12 protein-coding genes, 1 tRNA gene and 1 pseudogene are annotated in these 22,005 nt (G+C 65.8%); 12 read left to right on the top strand and 2 right to left on the bottom strand.

What is annotated here, in order from left to right; translation table 11 throughout:
- Positions 1–49 precede the first annotated feature (49 nt).
- From OOZ63_RS18060 to OOZ63_RS18025, 8 genes are all read left to right on the top strand, one after another.
- Positions 50–1,231, top strand: coding sequence for a vWA domain-containing protein (locus OOZ63_RS18060; protein ID WP_266006983.1), 1,182 nt, complete (start codon positions 50–52; stop codon positions 1,229–1,231).
- Positions 1,228–3,081, top strand: a complete 1,854-nt coding sequence (locus OOZ63_RS18055) for an autotransporter assembly complex protein TamA (protein WP_266006982.1) — start codon at positions 1,228–1,230, stop codon at positions 3,079–3,081. The genes OOZ63_RS18060 and OOZ63_RS18055 overlap by 4 nt, the downstream gene beginning before the upstream one ends.
- A complete protein-coding gene (locus OOZ63_RS18050) occupies positions 3,078–7,157 on the top strand; it encodes a translocation/assembly module TamB domain-containing protein (RefSeq protein ID WP_266006981.1) in 4,080 nt (1,359 codons plus the stop codon). Before OOZ63_RS18055 ends, OOZ63_RS18050 begins: the two co-directional genes overlap by 4 nt.
- Before the next feature lie 76 nt (positions 7,158–7,233).
- Positions 7,234–7,308, top strand: a tRNA-Arg gene (locus OOZ63_RS18045).
- 210 nt (positions 7,309–7,518) lie between these two features.
- On the top strand, positions 7,519–8,781 hold the full coding sequence (locus OOZ63_RS18040) for a tyrosine-type recombinase/integrase (RefSeq protein ID WP_266006980.1): 1,263 nt from the start codon (positions 7,519–7,521) through the stop codon (positions 8,779–8,781).
- A gap of 778 nt (positions 8,782–9,559) precedes the next feature.
- Positions 9,560–9,802: a hypothetical protein gene (locus OOZ63_RS18035; protein WP_266006979.1), complete on the top strand. Its 243-nt coding sequence runs from the start codon at positions 9,560–9,562 to the stop codon at positions 9,800–9,802.
- A 113-nt stretch (positions 9,803–9,915) separates the two neighbouring features.
- On the top strand, positions 9,916–13,875 hold the full coding sequence (locus OOZ63_RS18030) for a tape measure protein (RefSeq protein ID WP_266006978.1): 3,960 nt from the start codon (positions 9,916–9,918) through the stop codon (positions 13,873–13,875).
- Positions 13,875–16,070: a VapE domain-containing protein gene (locus OOZ63_RS18025; protein WP_266006977.1), complete on the top strand. Its 2,196-nt coding sequence runs from the start codon at positions 13,875–13,877 to the stop codon at positions 16,068–16,070. Before OOZ63_RS18030 ends, OOZ63_RS18025 begins: the two co-directional genes overlap by 1 nt.
- Before the next feature lie 764 nt (positions 16,071–16,834).
- Here the strand turns inward: OOZ63_RS18025 and OOZ63_RS18020 are convergent.
- Positions 16,835–17,035, bottom strand: a complete 201-nt coding sequence (locus OOZ63_RS18020; protein ID WP_266006976.1) for a hypothetical protein — start codon at positions 17,033–17,035, stop codon at positions 16,835–16,837.
- Positions 17,036–17,839: 804 nt separating this feature from the next.
- Between OOZ63_RS18020 and OOZ63_RS18015 the strand changes: the two genes are divergently transcribed.
- Positions 17,840–18,214, top strand: a complete 375-nt coding sequence (locus tag OOZ63_RS18015; protein WP_266006975.1) for a hypothetical protein — start codon at positions 17,840–17,842, stop codon at positions 18,212–18,214.
- Between the two features lie 353 nt (positions 18,215–18,567).
- Here OOZ63_RS18015 and OOZ63_RS18010 read toward each other — a convergent pair whose 3' ends face one another.
- Positions 18,568–20,193 (bottom strand): hypothetical protein, encoded by a 1,626-nt coding sequence (locus tag OOZ63_RS18010; RefSeq protein WP_266006974.1) that lies wholly within the window; start codon positions 20,191–20,193, stop codon positions 18,568–18,570.
- Between the two features lie 623 nt (positions 20,194–20,816).
- On the opposite strand from OOZ63_RS18010, the pseudogene OOZ63_RS29260 reads away from it, so the two are divergent.
- From OOZ63_RS29260 to OOZ63_RS18000, 3 genes and pseudogenes are all read left to right on the top strand, one after another.
- Positions 20,817–21,229: pseudogene (locus OOZ63_RS29260) on the top strand (Arm DNA-binding domain-containing protein); the annotation flags it as partial.
- Between the two features lie 75 nt (positions 21,230–21,304).
- Positions 21,305–21,580, top strand: a complete 276-nt coding sequence (locus tag OOZ63_RS29255) for a phage integrase central domain-containing protein (protein ID WP_416234751.1) — start codon at positions 21,305–21,307, stop codon at positions 21,578–21,580.
- The gene (locus tag OOZ63_RS18000) at positions 21,541–21,909 is read left to right on the top strand and encodes a hypothetical protein (protein WP_266006999.1); all 369 of its coding nucleotides are present in this window, start codon (positions 21,541–21,543) and stop codon (positions 21,907–21,909) included. The genes OOZ63_RS29255 and OOZ63_RS18000 overlap by 40 nt, the downstream gene beginning before the upstream one ends.
- Positions 21,910–22,005 lie beyond the last annotated feature (96 nt).

Raw genomic sequence — 22,005 nt, 5'->3', positions numbered from 1 at the left:
CAGCATCGGATGTGGATAATCAAGAGCCCACCCTGCCCTACCCGAGCCCATGCTGATCAAGTTCTTCTACACCCTGCGCGCGGCCAAGTTGCCGGTCTCGGTCAAGGAGTTCCTGACCCTGCTGGAAGGCTTGAGGGCTGGTGTGATCGGCGCTGATGGCGTGCCCACGATCGACGACTTCTACTACCTGGCCCGCACCACACTGGTCAAAGACGAGGCACAGTTCGACAAATTCGACCGCGCCTTCGCCGCCTATTTCAAGGGCGTCGAGCTGCTGACCGACTTTACGAAGGACGTGCCGCTGGAGTGGCTGCGCAAGCATCTGGAGCTGGAGCTGACGCCCGAGCAAAAGGCCGCCATCGAGAAGATGGGTTGGGAAGAGCTGATGGAGACGCTCAAAAAACGCTTCGAGGAGCAAAAGGAGCGCCACGAGGGCGGCAATCGCTGGATAGGCACGGGCGGCACCAGCCCCTTCGGCAACAGCGGCTACAACCCGCAAGGCATACGCATCGGCGGCCAGGGCGGGCAAAAAAGTGCGGTCAAGGTCTGGGAGCAGCGCGCCTACAAGGACTATGACGACAACCTTGAGCTCGGCACCCGCAATATCAAGGTGGCGCTGCGGCGGCTGCGTCGCTTCGCCCGCGAGGGCTCGGATCTTGAGCTGGACCTGAACGACACCATCCACAAGACCGCGGCCAATGCCGGCATGCTGGACATCCGCATGATTCCGGAGCGCCACAACAAGGTCAAGGTGCTGCTCTTGATGGATGTCGGTGGCACGATGGACGAACATGTGCACCGGGTAGAGGAGCTGTTCTCGGCCGCCAAGACCGAGTTCAAGCATCTGGAGTTCTATTACTTTCACAACTGCGTCTACGACTTCGTCTGGAAGAACAACCGCCGCCGCTTCGCCGAGAAATTCCCGACCTGGGACATCATTCGCAAGTACAACAAGGACTACAAGCTGATCTTCATCGGCGACGCGACGATGAGCCCCTACGAGATCTTGCAAGCTGGCGGCAGCGTCGAATACAACAACGAGGAGCCCGGCGCCGAATGGCTGCAGCGGCTCACCCATGCCTTCCCGAAGTACGCCTGGATAAACCCCGAGCCGCAAGGCGTCTGGCAGTACCGCCAGAGCATCGCGCTCGTCCAGCAAATCATGCATCAGCGCATGTTTGCGCTCTCGCTGGCCGGGCTCGAAGGCGCCATGCGTTTGCTGAGCAAATGAGGGCGGGCACGCTGCGCACAGGCATCGCGCTGGCGAGTCTGCTGCTGTCGGGCTGTGCGAGCCTGACCGGCTTGTTCAATGGCAGCAAGCCGGCCGCCGCGTCGGCGGCCGACCCGCAGAAGGTCGCCTATGAGCTCGAGATCGAGGCACCCGAGGAGCTGCGCCCGCTATTGCAGGAGCACCTGGATCTGGCTCGCTTTCAGCGCATCGGCGAGGACGAGCGGCTCAGCCGTATCGAGCTCGACCGGCTGGCCGCCGCCGCACCAGCGCAGGCCCGCTCGCTGCTGGAGACCGAGGGTTATTTCAACGCCGAGGCCCGCTTCGAGCGCCTACCGCTCGACGAGCGCGGCCTTCAGCGCGTGCGCCTGAGCGTCACGCCCGGCCCCCGCACCGAGGTGGCTCGGGTCGATCTGAGCTTTGCCGGCGCGCTGCAAGAGCCCCAGGGCGACGACGCCCAGGCCCTGGCCGAGCGGCTGCGGGCCCAGCTGCGCGAGAACTGGAATCTCGATCCGGGCCGCTACTTCCTGCAAAGCCGCTGGTCCTCAGGCAAGACCGAGGCCCTGGCCACCGCCCGCGCCGGCGGCTACCCGCTGGCAAGATGGGCCCACACGGCAGCCCGCGTGCACGCCGAGACCAACAGTGCCGAGCTGGAGCTGCAGCTCGACAGCGGCCCGCTGTTCCGGCTCGGCGAGCTGCGCATCGAGGGGCTCAAATACCAGCACGAAGAGACCGTGCGGCGCCTGGCCGGCTTTGCCCCAGGCCAGCCCTACAGCGAGCGCGGCCTGCTGGACTTCCAGGAGCGGCTGCTGCAGACCCAGCTATTCGATGGTGCCAGCGTCGATATCGAACCCGAGGCCGAACAGGCCGAGGCCACGCCGGTGCTGGTGCGCCTGCGCGAAGCGCCCCGCCAGCAGGCCACCACCGGCATCGGCTACAACGCCAACACCGGCCAGCGCGTCACGCTCGAACATCTGCACCTGATCCCCTTCGGCTTGCCCATGCGCAGCCTCAGCAAGCTCGATCTGGGCCGTGATCTGCGCGCCGCCTCGCTGGAGCTGACCTCCCACCCGCAGAACGATATGCAGCGCAATCTGGGCTCGGTCGCGCTGGAGGAAGACCGCAGCGAAGGCGAGATCAAGACCAGCCTGACGGCTCGGCTGGGCCGGCTGCGCGAGACCACCCGCGACGAACGGCTCTACTACATCGAGCTGCTGCGCGCCCACGAGCGGGCCAACGATCTGAGTGTCAGCACCGGCGCGCTGTCGATCAACGGCCAATGGACACGCCGACGGGTCGACAACAACCTGCTGCCGACCGAAGGGCACACGGCCTCGCTGCAACTGGGCCTGGGTCGCGCCGACAGCTCGATCGGTGCCAACGGCTACTTCGGCCGGGTCAATCTGAAGACCGCGTGGTACCGGCCCTTCAAATTCAGCAGCCAGACCTGGTATGCCAACACCCGGCTGGAACTGGGCCAGGTCTTCGTCAAGCAAGACGTCGGCGTGCCCGACAAGCTGCTGTTTCGCGCCGGCGGCGACGACTCGGTGCGCGGCTACCCCTACCGAAGCCTTGGCCCCACCGAAGGCGAGCAAAGCGTGGGCGGCCGGATGCTGTTCGCGGCCAGCGCCGAGATCGCCCGCCCGATCAGCGAAGCCATGCCCAGCCTATGGGGCGCGGCGTTCATCGACGCCGGCAATGCCGCCGACCGCTGGGGGGACCTCAAACCGGCCCTGGGCTATGGCGTCGGCGTGCGCTGGCGCAGCCCCGTCGGGCCGCTGCGCATCGACATCGCCAGAGGCCATGAGCTGCGCAAATGGCGGTTGCACTTCAGCGTCGGGATCGCGCTATGAGCGAAGTGCCGACCCCGCAGCCGGCCCCTGAGGTGGCGCCGCGCAAAAAGCGCAGCCGCCTGCTGCTGGCGGCCAGCCTAGCTCTGCCCGGCCTGGCCGCTGCGGGTGCGCTGGCCCTGTATTGGGGCCTGAAGACCGAGCCCGGCACTGTTTGGCTCTTGCAACAGGTACCGGGCCTGCAGGTTGAGGCGCCGCAAGGTCCGCTGCTGGGAGACTTTTCGGCGCGCCGGCTGCGCTACCAGAGCCCCGGCTTCAGCATCGACATGCAGGATCTGCGCTGGCAGGGCCTGAGCCTGGCCTGGGAGCGCACGCCGCTGCTGTGGGGACGGCTCGAGATCAAGAGCCTGCAGGCAAGGCGTCTGACGCTGGGCTGGTCGGACAGCCCGGCCTCGACCGAGCCCTGCGCCGCGCCGCAAGACCTGGCCCTACCGCTGGCGGTGCAGATTACCGATCTGCGTGTAGACGAAGTGCACGCGCCGGCGTTGGGTGCGCAGCCGCTGCGCGATCTGCGCGCCGGGGTCTGGCTCGCCGAACAGGAGGGACTGCGCCACCGTATCGCGCTGCAGAACCTGGCCTGGGACAAGCTCTCGCTCAGTGGCCAGGCCCAGGTGCAGACCACCGGTGCGATGAAGGTCGACTTGCAGGCCCTGCTGCGCTCGGGCGAGCGATGGCAGGCCCAGGCCTCGCTCACAGGTCCACTGGACGCACCGGCGCTTCAGGCCAGCGCCGAGACCGCAGGCCAGGCGCTGAAGCTGAAGGCCGCGCTGCGCCCGTTCGCGCGCTGGCCGCTGCACGCCGCCGAGCTCAATGCTGACAAATTCGACCTCGCCGCGCTACATAGCGGCCTGCCGAGCACCGCGCTGAGCGGTCATGCGCGGCTCAAGGCCAGCGCTTGGGACCAGCCGGCCCATCTTCTTGCCGAGCTGCGCAATGCGGCGGCCGGCCGCTGGGATCAGCAGCGCCTGCCGGTGCACAGCCTCAAGCTCGACCTGCAGGCCCGCCCCGATCATCTGCAGAGCTTGCAGGACCTCAGCAGTCTGAAGGTCGATGTGCTGGAGGCGCAATTGGGCAGCGCCGGCGCGCCGGCCGGCCGCCTCAGTGCCCAAGGCACGGGCCTGCAGCTGCAGGCCCGTGTCAGCGAACTGCGCAGCGCCGGCCTCGATGCCCGGCTGCCGGCGCTGCGGCTGAGCGGGCGCGTCGACCTGAAGGGCCAACTTGGCAAGCTGCCCCGCCTGGACCTGGATGGGCGGCTCAACGGCGACTGGCAGCAAACCGCCAAGCTGAGCCGGCCGGTCGAGCTGCAACTGCGTGCGAACAGCGACGGCCGCCAGATCGAGCTGCAGCAGGCACTGCTGCAGTCGGGGGCCTCGCGCCTGGATCTCAAGGGCCAGGTCTTGCCTGCCAGCGGTGCGCAGGGCTGGAGCGCCAAACTCAGCGCCGGCGCCAAGGACTTCGATCCCCGGCTGCTGTGGGCCGGTGAGGCCGGCTCGGGCTGGGCCAAGGGCCAGCACAGCCTGGATGCCACGCTGCAAGCCGAGCTGCGCCAGGGCCCCGATGCCTGGCCGCTCGGCACCGCCACGCTGCAGCTCCAGCCCAGCCTGCTGGCGGGTGTGGGCCTGGACGGCCAGATCAACTATCAAGCCAGCGGCAAGGCCAAGCCCGAGCTGCAGCTGGAACTCGGCAGCGCCGACAACCGACTTCGCCTGAGCGCCCAGGGCGGCACCGCACCTCAGGGCCGCGCCGAGATTGCGGCACCGAAACTCGCGGTGCTGACACCCTTGCTGACGCTGTGGGCCCCGCAGGCCCAGCTCAACGGAGGCCTCCAGGGAACACTGGCGATCAGCGGCAAGGACGGCGGCGGCAACACCAGCGGCCGGCTCGATGTCAAAGCGCTACAGCTGAAGAATCTGCCCGGGCTGGACAGCCTGCGCCTAGACGGCGCCACACTGGACTGGCAGCTCGACAGCCGCCTCGACGCCCCGCTGCGCGCGCAGGCTCAGCTCAAGCAGCTGAGCCTCAACGGCAGTCTGATCAGCCAGGCTCAGCTCGATCTGCAGGGCAGCTGGGCCCGCCATCAGCTCAAGCTCGATGGTCTGGGATACACGCCGACTCCTGCCTGGGCCGCCTCCGTCGCCGACCCCGCCGGCCTCAGCGGCAGCCTGCTGCTAGCGCTGAACGGCCAGCTCTCGGCCTCGCCCTGGCTGGCCTGGCAGCAGGCCAGAGACCCGGTCAACTGGCAGGTCCAGGCCAGCCGGCTACTGCTGCGGCCCACCCGCAGCGAGCAGCCCGACTGGGTCTCCGCGCGCGATGTCAAGTTAAGCCTGCAACTGGGCACATCGATCACGCTGCAACAGGCCGATCTGGCACCGGGCCGCATCGAGCTGGCCGGTGCCGGGCTGCGCTGGAGCCAGATTCAATGGCTGGCTGCCCGCGACACCAACGGTCAGCCGCAGCTGAGCGCCGAGCTCGAACTAGAGCCACTGGCGGTGGCGCCGCTGCTGGCGCGTTGGCAGCCCGATTTCGGCTGGGGCGGCAAGCTGGTGATGGGCGGACGGGCGCGGGTGCGCAGCGCGCCGCAGGTGGAGGTCGACATCGCGCTCAGCCGCGCCGGCGGCGACCTGACCGTGACTGACGAAGCCGGTGTCCAGGCCCTGGGTCTGAGCGAGCTGCGCCTGGGCCTGTTGGCCAGCGGCGGTGTCTGGCACTTCACCCAGGCGGTGGCGGGCAGCAATCTGGGCGTACTGGGCGGTGCCATCACCAGTCGCACCTCGCCGCAAGCCCTGTGGCCGGCGCCGGATGCCCCGCTGGAGGGCGTGCTGCAGGCCAATGTCGAGAATCTGAGCACCTGGGGCAGCTGGGTGCCGACGGGCTGGCGTCTGGGTGGCAGCTTCAACGCCGGAGTCCAGTTAGCCGGCAAGGTAGGCGCCCCGGAGATCATCGGCCAGGCCAATGGCGCGCAGATTGCGCTGCGCAACCCGCTGCTGGGCGTCGATGTGCGCGACGGCGAGTTCGCCCTGAGGCTCGACGGCAGCACCGCCACCCTGGAACGCCTGAGCGCCCGCGGCGGCGACGGCAAGCTCAGCGCCCAGGGCCGCGCCCTGCTCGGCGACAAGCCCGAGCTCACGCTGAGCATGACGGCTGAACGCTTCGCCGCGCTGAGCCGGGTCGACCGGCGCCTGAGCGCCAGCGGCCAAGCCAGCCTGAAGATCAATCGCGAAGCCTTCAGCCTCGATGGGCGCTTCAACGTCGACGAGGGACTGTTCGACTTCAGTCGCGGCGATGCCCCCAGCCTGGATGACGATGTGCAGGTACTGCGCCCCGACCGTGCCGTGGCCGAGGCCGGTCGTGCGCGCGCCAGCGGCCGGGCACCAAAGATCGATGTGCAGCTCGCGCTGGATCTGGGGCGGCAGTTGCGCATCAAGGGGCGTGGCCTGGACACCCGCTTGCGCGGCGAGTTGAAGCTGGTGCACCAGGGAGCGGGGCCGACGTTGACCGGTGTACTGCGCACGTTTGGCGGCACCTATGACGCTTATGGCCAGCGTCTGGACATCGAGCGCGGCGAAATCACTTTCGCTGGCGTGGTCGACAACCCGCGCCTGAACGTGCTGGCGGTGCGCCCGAACACCGATATTCGGGTCGGCGTGACGCTGACTGGCACGGCGCTGAACCCGCGCATCAAGCTGTTCTCGGAGCCCGATATGGGTGACACAGACAAGCTCTCGTGGCTGCTGCTGGGTCGTGCGCCCGACGGCCTGGGCCGCACCGACACAGCTCTGCTGCAGCGCGCCGCGCTGGCCTTGCTTAGCGGCGAGGGCGAGAGCACCTCGGGCAAGCTGATCAAGAATCTGGGGCTGGACGAGCTGTCGCTGAGCCAGGGCGAAGACGACTCGCGCGGCACCATCGTGCGCCTGGGCAAGAACATCTCGCGCCGCTGGTATCTGGGCTACGAGCGTGGCCTCAACGCCACCACCGGCAGCTGGCAACTGATCTACCGCATCGCACGCCGATTCACCTTGCGCGCCCAGGCCGGCGAGGAGAGCGCGGTGGACCTGATCTGGCAGTGGAAGTGGGAGTAGGTCGGGCGCGTTGCCTGTGCGGCAGCATCCACTGCTCATGCGACAATTCGCGCCGCTCCGGGCTCCGGGGCAATAGCTCTCCGTAGTTCAATGGATAGAACGGCCGCCTCCTAAGCGGCAAATGTGGGTTCGATTCCCGCCGGAGGGACCAATTCAGACTCCACACGACTCCGTGTGGCACCTATTGACTCTCGTTCTTCGTTGCAAATCAATGAGTTGCGATCATTCTTGATCCGCATGACTCCTGTTGGCTCCTTTTGGATCCAGCGGATTTGTGGGGGTAGAAGTGGGGGCAAATCAAGCTACCCCTACACCAAGGTCAGATTACCCCCACAAATAAACCCTGACCCCGGGAGAAGTCATGCTGACCGACGCCGACTGCCGCAATGCCTCTTGCCCTGCAGATAAGCGCCGCGTTCGCAAAGTCGACTCCGGGGGGCTGTACCTCGAAGTCACACCGAACGGCGCCAAGCGCTGGTTCTGGAAGTACCGTACTGCCGACAAGCTGCGCGTCATGGCCCTGGGGCACTACACCAAGCCAGGCAGTGCCAAGGTCGAGATGACGCTGAAGGCGGCGCGGCTGGCCAGGGATGAGGCCCGGCGTGTCCACCAGACCGGTGCCGACCCGATACAGAAACGCCTGATTGCCAAAGTCACCGAGCAAGCCTCGGCCGCGCTCACGTTCGAGGGTGTGGCCCGCGAGTTCCACCAGGCCAAAGCAGGCGGCTGGAGTGACGCCCACGCAAACCAGTGGCTGCGGTGCTGCGAGAAAGACCTTTTCCCGTGGTTGGGGTCGCTGCCGCTGCGGGATGTGACGGCGCCCGTGCTGCTGGCCACGCTGCGCAAGGTGGAGGCCCGAGGGGCGCTGCAGATGGTCAGCGACCTACGCGGCTTCTCCAGCCAGGTATTCAAGTACGGCATCCAGACGGGCAAATGCGAAAGCAACCCGGCGCGGGAGCTGACGGACGCATTCAAGCGCCACACCGTCAAGCACATGGCGGCTGTGCTGAGCCCGGCCAGGGCCGGCGAGCTGCTGCGCGGCATTGCCAGCTATCAGGGCATGCCGGCCACGCGGGCCGCGTTGCTGCTGTCGGCGCTGCTGTTCCAGCGCCCTGGCAACATCCGGGCGCTTGAATGGGCCTGGGTCGATCTGGACGGCTGCATGCTGACGATCCCGGCCGAGGCCATGAAGCGCACCAAGGGCGGCAAGCTCAATGGTCGGCCTCATCTGGTGCCGCTTGCCCGGCAGGCGGTCGAGGCCCTTCGGGATCTGCAGCCGCTGACCGGTCATGGCCGCTACGTGTTCCCCAGCATCCGCACGGGCGAGAAGCCCATGAGCGAGAACACCGTGAATGCCGCCCTGCGCGGCATGGGCTATAGCGGCGACGACATGACCGCCCACGGCTTCCGGGCCATGGCCCGCACCATCATGGTGGAGAACATCGCCGGCATTGACCCCGATGTGATCGAGGCCCAACTGGCGCACGGCAAGGCCGGTCCGCTGGGTGGCGCCTATGACCGGGCCGAATACATGGTGAAGCGCTGCGAGCTGATGCAGACCTGGGCCGACTACCTGGACAGGCTGCGGATAGGCGCTAATGTTGTGCAGATCAAGGCTGCATAGGGACGCGCGGGCACTCGCCCATGGGTGGAAGCGGGCGCGATTGCCCGTAGAAATCGCGGAAAAACGAAACGCGCCGGGGTAGCTACCCAGTCCGACGCTGCGCGCTCAATTGCCCGCAGCGTTCGAGCTCGATTTGACGGTCCGGTTAGGGCGGCAGGCAGAAATAAAACGAAACGCGGTGGTGTGACATTCAGGAGGGGGCGGGTCACATTTACTTGTCCTCACCGCTACGGCTAACTCCCATGAAATCCGCACCGCAGATACGCACCCGAGTGATAGAAGCGCTCTGGCCCCCCCGCAGCGCCCGACCCCGCGCCGCGCAGAAAGTGACCATACCGGATTCGTTGGCGCAGCACGTTCAAGTAGATGCGAAAACGATCTGCGCGACATTAGCGTGGTCAAAGAGCAAGCTCTATGCAGCAGTCGCGGCGGGAGTTTTCCCCCAGCCCCTTCGATATTCGAGCCGGTGCTCGCGCTGGCCCGTGTCTGTCGTCCAGGAATACTTGGAACGCCAGCAAACGCAGGAGGCCAAATGAAAAGGCGCCGCCTGAAAGTAGCGAGCCCCCAGCCGTTGCAGCGGCGTGGAGGCTCAGGTAAATCCAACGAACAGTCCAACTATACGGGCAATCTCGCGCGCGGGAAAGCACTCTGCTTCTGTGACGTCTGCGGGGTTCCGATGCCGTCAGGCGGGCTATCGACTGGACCGCATACGGCTGCTCTTTGCACGGTCTGCGGCCCTCGCGTCGCCCGCGATCCCGACTTGCGCCAGCGACTCTGCTTGAGCCTGCGCGAGGGCGGGCCGTTGTGGGCCATCCGCGAGGCCTGCAAAGCCAACAAACTGCCGGTGCCAGCCACTTACGACGAACTGCATCGGTTCATCGAGCGCGTTGCAGGGCGCGAGGTGGATCATGTGCCCATCGTTCGCGAGCAGCTGATCGTCCGTGCCCGTGTTCCTCTACCGGCGCGCGCGAAGCCTACGGATATGCGCTGGTTCGCTCTAGGCCGAATTCCTCGCGGCTGAAACCGCACCACCGAACCTAAGTCGCGACACGCTGGCGCTATCTGTGCCGGCGGATGGCCTCGCTCGCCCTTCTGCGAGCCCGTCGCGCACCCCAATGCATCGGGAGCAATTCCATGAATCAGAAGACCACACGCGACGTAACGCTTGGCGTCGGCATCAAGACGACCGGCGAAGAGGCACTGCGCTCGCTGTCGCGGGAAGTCCTCACGCTCGCCAAGCGCGGCGGGGATGCCGCGCCCGCCTACCAGCAACTCGCCAACGAACTGGACCGTCTCGCGGCCCAGGCCGGCCAGCTCCAGACCTTCAAGCAACTATCGGCTGAGGTCGAAGACCTTGGCGCCAGCCAGCGCACCGCCGCTGCAGCCGCAGAAGAACTGCGCACCAAGCTCGACGCCCAGCGCAGCGCTGTGCAGCAGGCCACCGAAGCGCAGGCCCGGGCCAAGACCGAATACCGCGCCGCGCAGGACGCGCTGCAGGGCCAGCGGCTCGGCCTGGAACAGCTGAACGCCCAATACACCCGCGCCGAGCGCGAGCAGGCCAGCTACATCAGCCAGTCGCAAGCCTTCAAGAACGGCATCGTGGCCGCGAAGGACGCGCTGTACCAGAAGCGCCAAGCACTCAACGACTCGAACGATGCGGTCAGAGCGGCCGAGACCGCCGAGACGGCGCTGGAGAAGAGCTACAACCGCGCCGCGCGTGCCGCATCCGACGCTGCCGCCTCGCTGCAGGAACACCGCAGCGCCATGCAGCAGGCCGGCGCCGCAGCCGAGTCCCTGGGTGCTGACATCAGCGACGTGGCAGCGGCCGAGCAGCGCCTGCTTCAGGTCCAGCAGCAGCTGGTGGGCAGCGTGGCCGACCAGCGCACCGCCGCGATCCGCGCACAGTCCGAAGCTGACCGCGAAGCGATTCAGCTGGCCCAGGGCAAGGCTGAGCAATTGGAGCGTGGCCGGCAGGCCCTGGCCGCAGAACTGGCCGCGATCCGCGAGGCAGAGCAGGCCAGCGAGAGTTACAACCGTGCCAAGCGCGAGGGCGTGGTCTGGGCCGAGCAGCAGATCGCCGCGGAGCGCGAGGGTGCGGCTGCGCTCAACGCCACGGCTGCGGCTGCGACGAAAGCCAATGAAGCCGCGCTGGCCGCCAGCGGGAACGCCGACCGCGTGCGTTTCTGGGCTGAGTCCTTCGACCAGCTGGCCGCCGCCGAGCAGCGCGCTCAGCAAGAGCTGATCGACCTGGCCGCTGCCGCCAAACGCGCTGAGGACGCACTGCGCGATGCGTTCGGCCAGACCGGCGTGCGCTCGCTGAAGTCCATCGACGACGAAGTGTTCCGCCTGGGCGAGTCCCTGGGCCTGCTGCAGCGCCAGTACCGCGCCGGCGCAATCGGCGCCGATGACCTGGCGCGCGCCACCAGCAGCGCGCAGGTCCGACTGGCCCAGCTCAAGCGCGAGGCCGCCACGATCCCGTCGCTGCCCGGCGCGTTCGAGCGGATCTCGAGCAGCGTCGGCGATCTGATCAACCGCTTCGGCGCGCTGGGCGCAGCCATCGCCACCGTGGGCGTGGCCGTCAAGCCGGTGATCGACGCCACGATTGAGCTGGAGCGCATGAACCGGGTGCTGACTACGGTTCTGGGTAGCTCATCAGCGGCCGCGCGCGAGATCGAATTCCTACGGGGAGTTGCGCAGCGCTCGGGCCAGGCGTTCAGCCAGGTCGGCGACAGCTATTCCAAGTTCGCCGCCGCAGCCGTCAATTCCGGCGTGCCGCTGGCCACCGTCAACCGCGTGTTCGAGAACACTGCGCTGGCGGCCGGCAACCTGGGCCTGTCCTCGGACCAGACGACTCGCATCCTGGGCGCCCTGGGCCAGATGGCCAGCAAGGGCACCGTGCAGATGGAAGAGCTGCGCGGCCAGCTGGGCGACGCGCTGCCCGGCGCGCTGGCGCTCATGGCCAAGGGCCTGGGCCTGACCGAGCAGGAACTGGGCAAGCTGGTCGAGTCGGGCAACCTGCTGGCCAGTGACGCGCTGCCGGCCCTGGCCGACGCGCTGGTGCAGCTGGCACCCAAGGACGGGCAGGGCGTCACCGGTCTGGTCGCCGAGTTCAACCGCCTGAAGAACGTCGTCTTGGAGGCGTCCACGATCCTGACCGGCGGCGCGTTCGGTCAGGGCGCTGCCTTCGTGCTGGACGTGCTTTCAGGCGCGGTGCAGCGGGTGGCGTTCGGAGCTGCGCTCATTGGCGAGTCGTTCACCGTCACCGGTCGCCAGATCGGCGCGACCGTGGCCGCAATCGTCAACCGCGACTTCTCTCTGCTCAACGACGAGCTCGCCCGCATCGAGCAAGAGTCCACCGCCAAGCTGGCCAACCTCGCCAGCCGCATCGGGGACTCCGGTACCGCCGCAGCCGGCGCGACGCCAGCCGTCACCACCCTGGCGGACCGCGTCGCTGCCGTGGCGCAAGCCTCCGACGCTGCCGCCGCCGGCACAACTGCCGCCGGTACCGCCGCAGCGGAATCGGGCGACTCGTGGGTCAAGCTGTCCGTGGCCATGGGCCAGCAGCTGAGCGCCGCGGAGAAGGCCGCCACCGTCGCCGGCAAGCTGACCGAGGCCAAGAAAACCGAGGCCGCTGCTGCCGCAGAGATCATCGCGATCAGCGGCGACGAGAAAGCTGCCAAAGACGCCGCGAGCGCCGCCGCCGACCGCTACGCTGACGCGCTGCAGGCCCAGGCCGACACGGACGCCCGTGTCGCCACCGTGCTGCGCTCCAGCATCGAGGCGCTGGAGGCCCGAGCTACGGCCGAGAACCGGCTGGACGAGGCCACCAAGAAACGTCTTGCTGACCTGAAGCAGGACCTTGCCGGCAAGGAAGCCGACGCCGAGAAGACGCGCCAGCAGGCCGACGCCGCGCGCGTCCACGCCGCAGCGCTGGACGTCCAGGCGCTGTCTCTGCGCGACAACTCCGGTCGCCTAGTCGAATACCGCGCGGCCGTGCAACAGGCCCAGCTCGAACTGGACGCCATGATCCGAGCGTTCGGTCGCGACAAGGCCACGAAGGACGACGTGCGCCTGGCCACCGAAGCACTGGCCCGCGCGCAGGGCTTGTTGAAGGACGCTGTGTCCGACACGGCGCGCGCCGTCGAGCACTCGATTCAGATCCAGAAGCTGGACCACCAGATAAGACGTGCCGGTATCCAGGCCCAGCTGGACGAGTCGAGGGCGTCTGAGATTCTGGCCTCGGCCCGAGGCGACGAGCTGACGGCGTCGCGCGAGGTCATGAAACAGAAGGAACTGGAGATATTGCTTTCCAAGGACCGTGCGACTCAGAAGGTGGAAGAGGCCCGCCTGCGCAAAGAGGCTGCAGAGGCCGAGCTGCGCGATACGCAAAACCTGCCCCCCGAGAAAGAGCGCGAACTGCTATTGCGCATCAAGATTGCTGAAGCTATGGAGGCCGAGGCCAAGGCAAATGGCGCTGTCGTGAAGGTCAAGCAGGCCGAAACCGAAGCGCTGCGCCAGCGCCTGGCTGTCGGTAACTCCGGTGGGGGCGGCGGCGCCAACGCGAACGGAGGCACCCGAGTCAAAGGTGCCCCGGGGCCGGGGAATAGCGCCACGGCCGGCGAGATCGACGGCTCGGGCATGGGCTCGTTCAACGCCGGCCTGCAGCCGCGCCAGCAGCTGGGCGGCGCTGTAGATGCGTCCTACGTGTTCGACCTGCAGCGCCGGGCCCAGCTGGGTCAGCTGACGGCCGAGGATCTGGCCGGCGCGCGCAAGGCGCTGGAAGTGGCCCAGGCCAACGCGCGGCTCGGCGCACCCGGCTCCGTGTCGCTGGAGGGTCGGCGCGACGACTCGGCCTGGGTCAACCGCCTGCGCGCCATCGTCGAGCAGCTGGAAAGCGCGGCTTCCGGTGCCGGCCTGGTGCCGAAGAAGTCGACTAACCCCACTGCCTCGCCTGCGGCCAGCAGCACCTCGTACACGGTGAATGTGAACCTGGGCAATCGCCGCACTTCGATCGACACCGCGACTGCATCGGACGCCGACAAGCTGGCGGATCTTTTCAGGCGTCTCGAAGACGACATGGGGAGGGCCATGTAATGAGCATCACAGATACGCTCGGACCGCTGGCGCCCCTGGCCGCCCTGCCCCAGTTCATCCTGGTCAAACGCGACGGAAAAATCCCCGTGTCGCCGCTCGGGCGGGTCGGCGTGAACGCGCACGATCCGCGCAATTGGCAGCCCTGGGCGGAAGCCGACGCTGCAGCCCGCGCATGGGGTTCTGCCTATGGCGTCGGCTTCGTGCTGACCGCCGCCGACCCCTTCTGGTGTCTGGACATCGACGGCGCTTTGCAACCCGACGACAAATGGTCCCAGCTGTCGCAGCAGCTGTGTGCTGCGCTGCCTGGGACGGCGGTTGAAACCTCGCAGTCGGGTCGTGGCCTGCACATCTGGGGTCAAGGCCCAGTGCCGCCTCACTCGAGCAAAAACATAGCGCTGGGCGTGGAACTCTACGATTCCAAGCGCTTCATCCTGCTGGGCGACACGGCGCGCGCGGTCGGCCAGATCGTGCCCGGCGCCCCCGGCATCGCCGATGTGGCCGCCAAGCTGTTCCCGCCCAAAGCCGCCAGCGCCGAGGTGCCGGACGAAGGCCCGCGCGCTGACTGGGTGGGCCCGACCGATGACGACGAGCTCGTGCGCCGGGCGATGGCCTCGCGCTCCAACGCCTCGGTGTTCGGCGGCAAGGCCACGTTCGCCGACCTCTGGAACGGCGCGGTCGACGCGCTGGCGAGAACCTACCCCGACAAAACCGGCAACAGCGCCTACGACGCCAGCAGCGCCGACATGGCCCTGGCCCAGCATCTGGCGTTCTGGACCGGCTGCGACGTGGCCCGCATTGAGCGGCTGATGCGCCGCAGCGCCCTGGTGCGCGACAAATGGGACCAGCGCGACCAGTATCTGGTCGAGTGGACGATCACCGGCGCCTGCGAGCAATGCCGGGAGGTCTATCGCGACCCCCAGGCGCTCGCGCCGGCCGCTCCCGCCACCCCAGGGCCTGCCGGTGTGCCGGCGGCCCCTGGCGGCCCCGTTGCTGCTTCAGATGTATCCGCGCTGACCCTCAGCGTGGCACAACTCGCCGGAGGCGGTGCGGCGTTGCAGTGGGTGCGAATGGCGCTTAACGAGGTGGGCCTGATCGTGGGCCTGGACAAGTTCACTGGACGCAAACTGGTGTGGCTCGCCGCCGACAGCCAACATGCTCGCATCTTGCCGAATGTCAGTCCCACGGCGCCTCGTGTTCTGGAACCCGAAGATAGCATCGAGCTGCGGGAATACCTCCAGATTCGCGGCTTCAAGCCTATTGCGGAGGCGACGATGCATGACGCCTTGGCGCGCCGCGCTCGCGAGTTCGCCCACGATTCCGCCATCGACTGGGGCAACCGCCTGAGCTGGGACCGCGTGCCGCGCATCGATACCTTCGCGGTCAAATATTGGGGCGCGGCGGACACGCCCTATGCGCGGGCCGTCGGCGCGTACTGTTGGACGGCACTAGCCGGGCGGCTGATGCACCCAGGCGTCAAGGCCGACATGGCGCCCATCCTTGTGGGAGGGCAAGGCGTCGGGAAGAGCACCGCCGTCATGAGCATGGCGCCAAGCCCCGACCACTTCGGCGAACTAGATTTCGAGCGGGACGAGGTCGACCTGATCCGACAGCTTCGCGGCAAACTTCTGCTGGAAATGCCGGAGCTGCGCGGGATGCGAGGCAAGGATCAGCGAGCCCTGAAGTCCTTCGTTGCGCGGGCGGTGGACGAGTTTGTTCCGAAGTATCTGGAGGACACCGCCCGGTTGCCCCGCCGCTGCCTATTCATTGGCACGACGAACGAACAAGAATTCCTCGATGACCCGACTGGGGAGCGGCGCTGGCTGCCGATTGAAGTAGGGGCGCTCGATATCGACGCAATCATGCGTGACTGCGAGCAGCTGTGGGCCGAGGGGATCGTGCGCTTCCAAGCCAACGGCGTCGAGTGGCAGCAGGCCCAGGATCTTGCCCGGGATGAACACCACAAGTTCAAGGAACTAGACCCCTGGACCGGGCCTGTCGAGGCATTCCTGGCGAAGAACCCGGGACCAGTTACGTCTGAGGCTGTTGGCATGGGTGCCGGCGTGCTTTCTGTTGCGCATGCCTCAAAGCCTGACCGGAACCGACTCGCTGCCGTTATTCGCTCGCTTGGCTACACACGCAAGGACGGCCGGCTGTTCGGCATGACAGGCAGGCCCTGGGTTCAAAGCAAGGGATAGCGGAATTGCGCCGACCTGTACCGACCGATCCGCGACCAATCTCCGACCCTAGTCCTCTCCTATGCCCGACCTTTCCGACCTATCTTTTCTAAAAAGAGAGATAGACAAAATAGGGCGATAAATAGCGGCTGAGCAGCCGTGGGCGAGTGCAGTGTAGAAAGGTAGAAAATCAAGGATCGACAAAGGTCGGATGGGTCGGCGGCTGCTTTGAGCCTCTGTGGCCGGACAGCTTCGTTAAAACGAAGTGCGCTATTTCGCCTTGCCGTGGGTAAATTTACGACAGATTCGACGCTATTCGGAAATACCGGCAAGCGGCGCAGCCAGCGTGTTTATAGACTGGCGACATGGAGACCCTAGTCTTTAGCGCCAGCCAACTCGCAGAGGTGTTTGGCTGCGACGAATTGACAATCGCGCAGCGGGCGCTCAGCGGCGAACTGCCCGGCTTGAAGTTCGGACGCAGCTGGGTGTTCCCGATCGGCGCAACGATTCAGCGGCTCAACGAAATGGCGCTTGAGCAAGCGGCTAGGCGAAGGGCCGAGCGCGCGGTACCGGCCGCCCCTCTGGCTGTAGCTTTCCCTGTACCGCCGAAACGCGGCCGGCGTCGTCCGCCCGTCGCGTTGCCCGAACTGCCTCAGCCCTAGGCCGCACAAGAACCGCCAGATCCTCGCCCGGCAGGCTGCGCGCCGCAGGGCGAGCCACAAGCCGGTTCAGGGTGAAACGCGGCCCATCTATAGGCCACGGAACACGCTGAGCCCCGTCCCGCTTCAGGCAGCGATGCCGCAATCGCGCAGGAATGCGTCGGCCCGCTCATCAGGAAGGGCAGCCGCGAGGACATGCGCGATGTGGTGGGACCAATTCCGCCGGGCCTGCAGCGATTCGGCGGACTCGCCTGGGAGAGATTCCCCGGAGAGCGGGCGGCACAACTCGTCGGCGGCAAGGGAGAGAACTGCGGGATAGTTGGCCATGGCGTGGCTCCTGTGAGGCAAGGTCTGAACCCTCCGCCCTCCACGTCAATAGGGGGCGGCGGGCCGGGCAGTGTTGACGTGCCGGACACAGGACCGGCGGGCCCTCGCGAGCCCCACCACACGGCCCGCCATTGAGCGGCACCATGCTGAGCAGAAGACAAAAGCCGCAGGCCTGCAACTGAGGGGCGGCATCCATCTACGCCTGTGAGTCGGGACGTCAATCCCGGTTCCTGATGAGCAGGAACGCACGCAGGCTAGCCTCGGCGCTTGGCCCCGTCAATCCGGTTCTGACGATGGCGCTGCGGGGCCTAGTGCGTGATGCTATTGCGGCTGCTGGAGGTAACCCCTATGCCGACTTCGTCACAACGCAGCAGTCGGGCTACCGTCGCTGCTGCTGCTGCTGCTGCTGCTGCTACCGTCGCTGCTGCTGCTGCTGCTGCTGCTGCTGCTGCTGATGCTGATGCTGATGCTGATGCTGATGCTGATGATGATGGTGCTGGTGCGAGGGCATGGGCATGGGCCCAGCGCTGCAGCTCGCACCTATGCGCGCAGCTCGCCGACCTGTGGCCATCGATGCGCTGTGCTGCGCGCTGGCCATAGCCCCAGCTCGGGCTATTTACTGCAGCGCTGCGCTATTTATCGCGAGCGCCAGGTAGCCGGGGGCCCCTGGGTGATCGGGGGCCGCGCGGGGGCGAAGAGGCCCGACCGTCGAGAGTTTTTCGAATTTCAAAACTTGAATCCATACGGGGTATTGCCGGCGCCGCGTTGGCGGGATAGCGTCGAGGGACAAAGGGAGAGCAAACGATGATCTGCAAACAATGCGGCACGTTGCACGACGGCAGCCACAATTTGCCGGGCAACGGGTGGATCGAGTTCGTGCTTTGGCTTGCTTGGCTGGTTCCAGGGCTGATCTATTCAATCTGGCGCCGGTCCAAGAAGAAGCCGGCGTGCCGATCATGTGGCAACCGCGAACTGATCGCTGTGGAAAGCCCCGTGGGCTCCAAGCTGCTGCGCGAGCACTACCCGGACGGAACACCCATGTCCGGGCCCTCGCCGGCTTCACAGAGGCCGCCGACGGCTGCCGCCAAGGTGATCGACTGGACAGCGCGAGTATTGGTCTGGGGCCTCTTAGCCTTCATTGCCGCTGGCTTACTGGTGGCAGTCGTGTTCGGGCGGTGAGTGATGGTCAAAAGCCGTACCTATTCGGGAATCCGCCCGGACGGCAACCCCAAGACTTGAGTCTTGCTCGCCTCGGTGCTGAACGGCGAAGGGGCCGGCCATATGCGGGACAAGGACCTGCGGATGGGACCTTCCTCAGTGGCCGCGCCAACCGCGGGGCGCGGTAGACCAGTGTGCGCAACCCAGGCGAGCGCGTTACTTGTACAAAGCGCGTGGGCTGGAGTGGCTCGGCGTCCGTGCTGCCCAGCAGCTCAATAGGCACGGCAGCGGGTCGGCGGTTGTGTTCCAGCGCAGAGGCGGCATGCGGCGCTTGTTCCAAAGCTAGACGGTCTGTTGAATTTGAGCGGCAGGCCCTACCTGAATAGCCACAGCGGACGCTCGGACCACAGTTGGGAGCAGTACCCTCCAATTGACCCGCGCCATCCATCTACGCGAGCAGGTTCAAGCGTAAGCACTGCGACGAACAAGGAAAAAAGGGCGACCATTGTCGCAGCCAACGTTAGCCACTCCATCTTCCTTTGAACACGAACACTCTCTTGAGTATTCAGGATGGTTGACAGCTGCTCCAAGTGGTCACGGGTGTCCTTGTCCTGAGCCAACAGCTGCTTCGCGAGGTATTTCGTCTGTCGCTGCAGGTACTCTGCCATCGTGCAAGGGTCTTGCTTGTCACTCCAAACGCTGAGCTGGTATGGCGAGCAATGCATCTTGAACCAGAAGATGTTCTCGCCAACCTCAGCCATCTCCGTGGCCGTTGCGGGTGTACCAAGAGAACGGCGGAAGAAGTCCTGGACACTGTCTAGCGCTCGAAGGACGGCCTTCGTTCCACGGGCTCCTATCGGGAAACCGTCCCGCGCAGCTCTCACGTCTTTCAGCAGCTCACGTAAATAGGCATTAACTGCCGACAGAGTCAGGACGCCATCCACGTGGTTCTCGACCTCTGCTGAGATGTTGCCTGCGGTGGCCCCTCCGTAGTGGTGCTCTACGTCCCAACGCTGCCGCTCGAAGTGGACCAAGGCATGAGAGGTTTGCTCATGCCCCTCTTGGTCCCACGCTAGCCTGATTCCCGGCTGATTGACCGAAGTCCAGAGGTCTGAGAAATATGGCGCGAGCGCGTCCGTCCACACTCGTCGGGGACGGTCTGACGCCGGAGCCCAAAGAACCGGCGAACGCTCGGTTGTCATCAACTCACCCGTAGGAAAGCGCGCTGGATCGTTACGCCCGCAGAAGAAGCCGGGGAGATGTTCTTGAACCCATTGGATGGTCCTTGCGCGGAACTCCTCGCGACGCCATCGGACGGCCCTCGTCTTCACCGCACTCACATCCAGGCACCGGTATCTCTTGTCGCCTAGCAACTTCTCATTGACTGATGCTCGGTCGGGTTTGAGCTCTTCGAAGTAGCTTTGCGACTCGTGCTCATCAAGCGAGAACCTAAGCATTAGTGCGGTTAAGGATGGCGATATCTGCCGGACGCGTCCGTAGGCATAACTCACACCCAATGGCAGCCGCGCCACTCGCTCCGCAAGGAACTTTGCAGGACCGGGATTTCGGATGATTCCAAGGCTGTAATCACCTCCGAAGCCGTACTTCCGCTGGTCTGCTACCCATTGAGACAGACTCTGAGTTCCGTTATGCCCCGTCTCCCAACCTAGCTGCCGGATGCCGGCATACAGCGCATCGACCTCACCAGGCCCGTATACCTCTACCACCCAGAAGCACAGCACCTCAACGCGGTCATCCGCTGGCACGCGCAACTGCTCGTTCTGTTCGGCGTCGTCCTTCTCGACCCAAGCCCTTAACTCGGGCTCTTGAAACCAGGGGATATTCGGGTAGCGAAAGTGAAGCCTGAAGACCAAGCGATCACGCCACGTTCGAAGGAGGCCAGGACGCGGCTTCTTGCTCTCTTCCGGCAGCGAGCCTGCGGACATCTGCTCGACTGGGTCATCTTCTTTCTCGACCTTTTTCTGACTCTCCCCCGACATCGTCCCTCCTCTTTAGGCATTGGCTACCATGCTAGTTTGTCGCGGACACCATCTTGATGCCATTAGGAATCGGCCTACTCAATAACCGTTGCGCGGGCCGTACTTGCGGCGGGGCCGAAGTTCTATGTGGAGATTTGAGCCGCAGCCCAGACGCCAAGCTGCGCGCATGAGAACAGACTGTATCGGGCGGAGCTCGCTGGTTTGGGACGCGCGTGCACTTCGCGGTGTCGGCCCTTGGCTGCCAGCAGGGCCGTCGCTCCCCGTCGAGTTCGCGCGGACATACAAAGACGGCCGACTGACGCTTGTGCTAGTTGATGGCGCGCGGGTAGTTCCCACGCAGTTTGTCGAGTTGGACCACGATTCCGCCGAGACTACCCGGACGTCGCTTCGCATGTGCCTGACGTGGCCAGCTAGAAGTTTTGGTAATTTGTGGCCGGGGCCTACTTTCGTCGACGACCTGTGTTTTGTAGATCGCACGTGACCGGGTTACCGACCAAGAGCCGCCCGCGCTCAAATCCGTGACGGCCGGGCGGTATGCAAGTGCACGTGCCTGGGTATCGCCAGCGTTTGTGGGGGTAAAAGTGGGGGTAAATTCTGATATCTCGTGAGAAGCCTCAGTATTCATGAGGCTTGGCGGGCCACTTGCGGTTCCCGCCGGACCAAGAGGGCGTTTCAGAGCATCCCGCAAGCGATCAAGCCTCTATGTGAATCAATCACTTAGAGGCTTTTTTCATGCCATTCAGGCCCGAGGGGTTGCTTTACAGCTCAGTTCAGATGGGGGAACACTTGGGAGAACAAAGCACTGTTGCCCCGCCCTCCGAGGACTTTGTGCCCCCCTGCTCACCGATAAAGCCTGCAAAGACGCCACTTGTCCGACTGGCAAAACCCGGCTCCGGCTGACCGATTCAGGTGGCCTGTACCTGGAGGTCGCTCCGAGCGGCTCCAAGCGCTGGTTTGCCAAGTACCGCTTCGGCGAGAAGGAAGAGCGCTGGGCAGCTATCCCAAGGTGTCGCTGAAGGCCGCCCGCGACGGCTGGGACACCGCACGCAAGACCCGCGAAACGGGCGCCGATCCTGTCCAGGCCCGCAAGGCCGAAGTCATCGTCAATCGCGTGTCATCGGCCACCACCTTTAAGGCCGTGACAGAGGAATATCACGAGAAGAAAGCCGGCGACTGGAGCAAGGTCCACGCTGCGCAGTTCCTGCGCTGCTGCGAGAAAGACCTGTTCCCGTGGATCGGCGCCCTGCCCTTGCGCGACATCAACGCACCCATCCTGTTGAACACCCTGCGCCGGGTGGAAGCTCGCGGCGCCACCCAGATGGTGCGCGAGCCACTCCTGCGCGAGCGTTGCGGCACGCCACCACACGCACCGCCTTCTTCGCGGTGAAGGCGGTGGTCGACGACGGTGGCAAAAACAAGGGCGATTCATTCCATCGCATCGCCTGCCTGCTGTCGGCCAAGTTCGTTGTCGCCGCCATCCGGTCCGGCGTTGCCGACGTCTTCAAGGACTGCCCCCCTCCTCGAAGGATGCAGGCCTGGGCATCAACACGCCGTGGCGCGAGCTGGTGCTGGGCTGTGGCCGGGCGCTTGCGCGCCGCGAGCTGGTTGACTGCCCGACACAGAATTGCCGCAAAGCAGTCGCTGGAGAACTTCCGCTGGCAGCCTGAGCAGACATCTACGCCCGGTCATCGCCCCCCAGCAGGCAACGATGACTAGGTCAGTTCGGACCGAAGCCGGTGGTCAACGTGACCGCTATCTGCATGGGGGCGATGCCAACTCCAGCCCACTCTTGATTCACGGCGCCCTTCAGAT

Source organism: Paucibacter sp. PLA-PC-4, assembly GCF_026241155.1.
Lineage (GTDB): Bacteria > Pseudomonadota > Gammaproteobacteria > Burkholderiales > Burkholderiaceae_C > Roseateles_E.
This window is presented reverse-complemented; position numbering and strand designations above follow the sequence as displayed.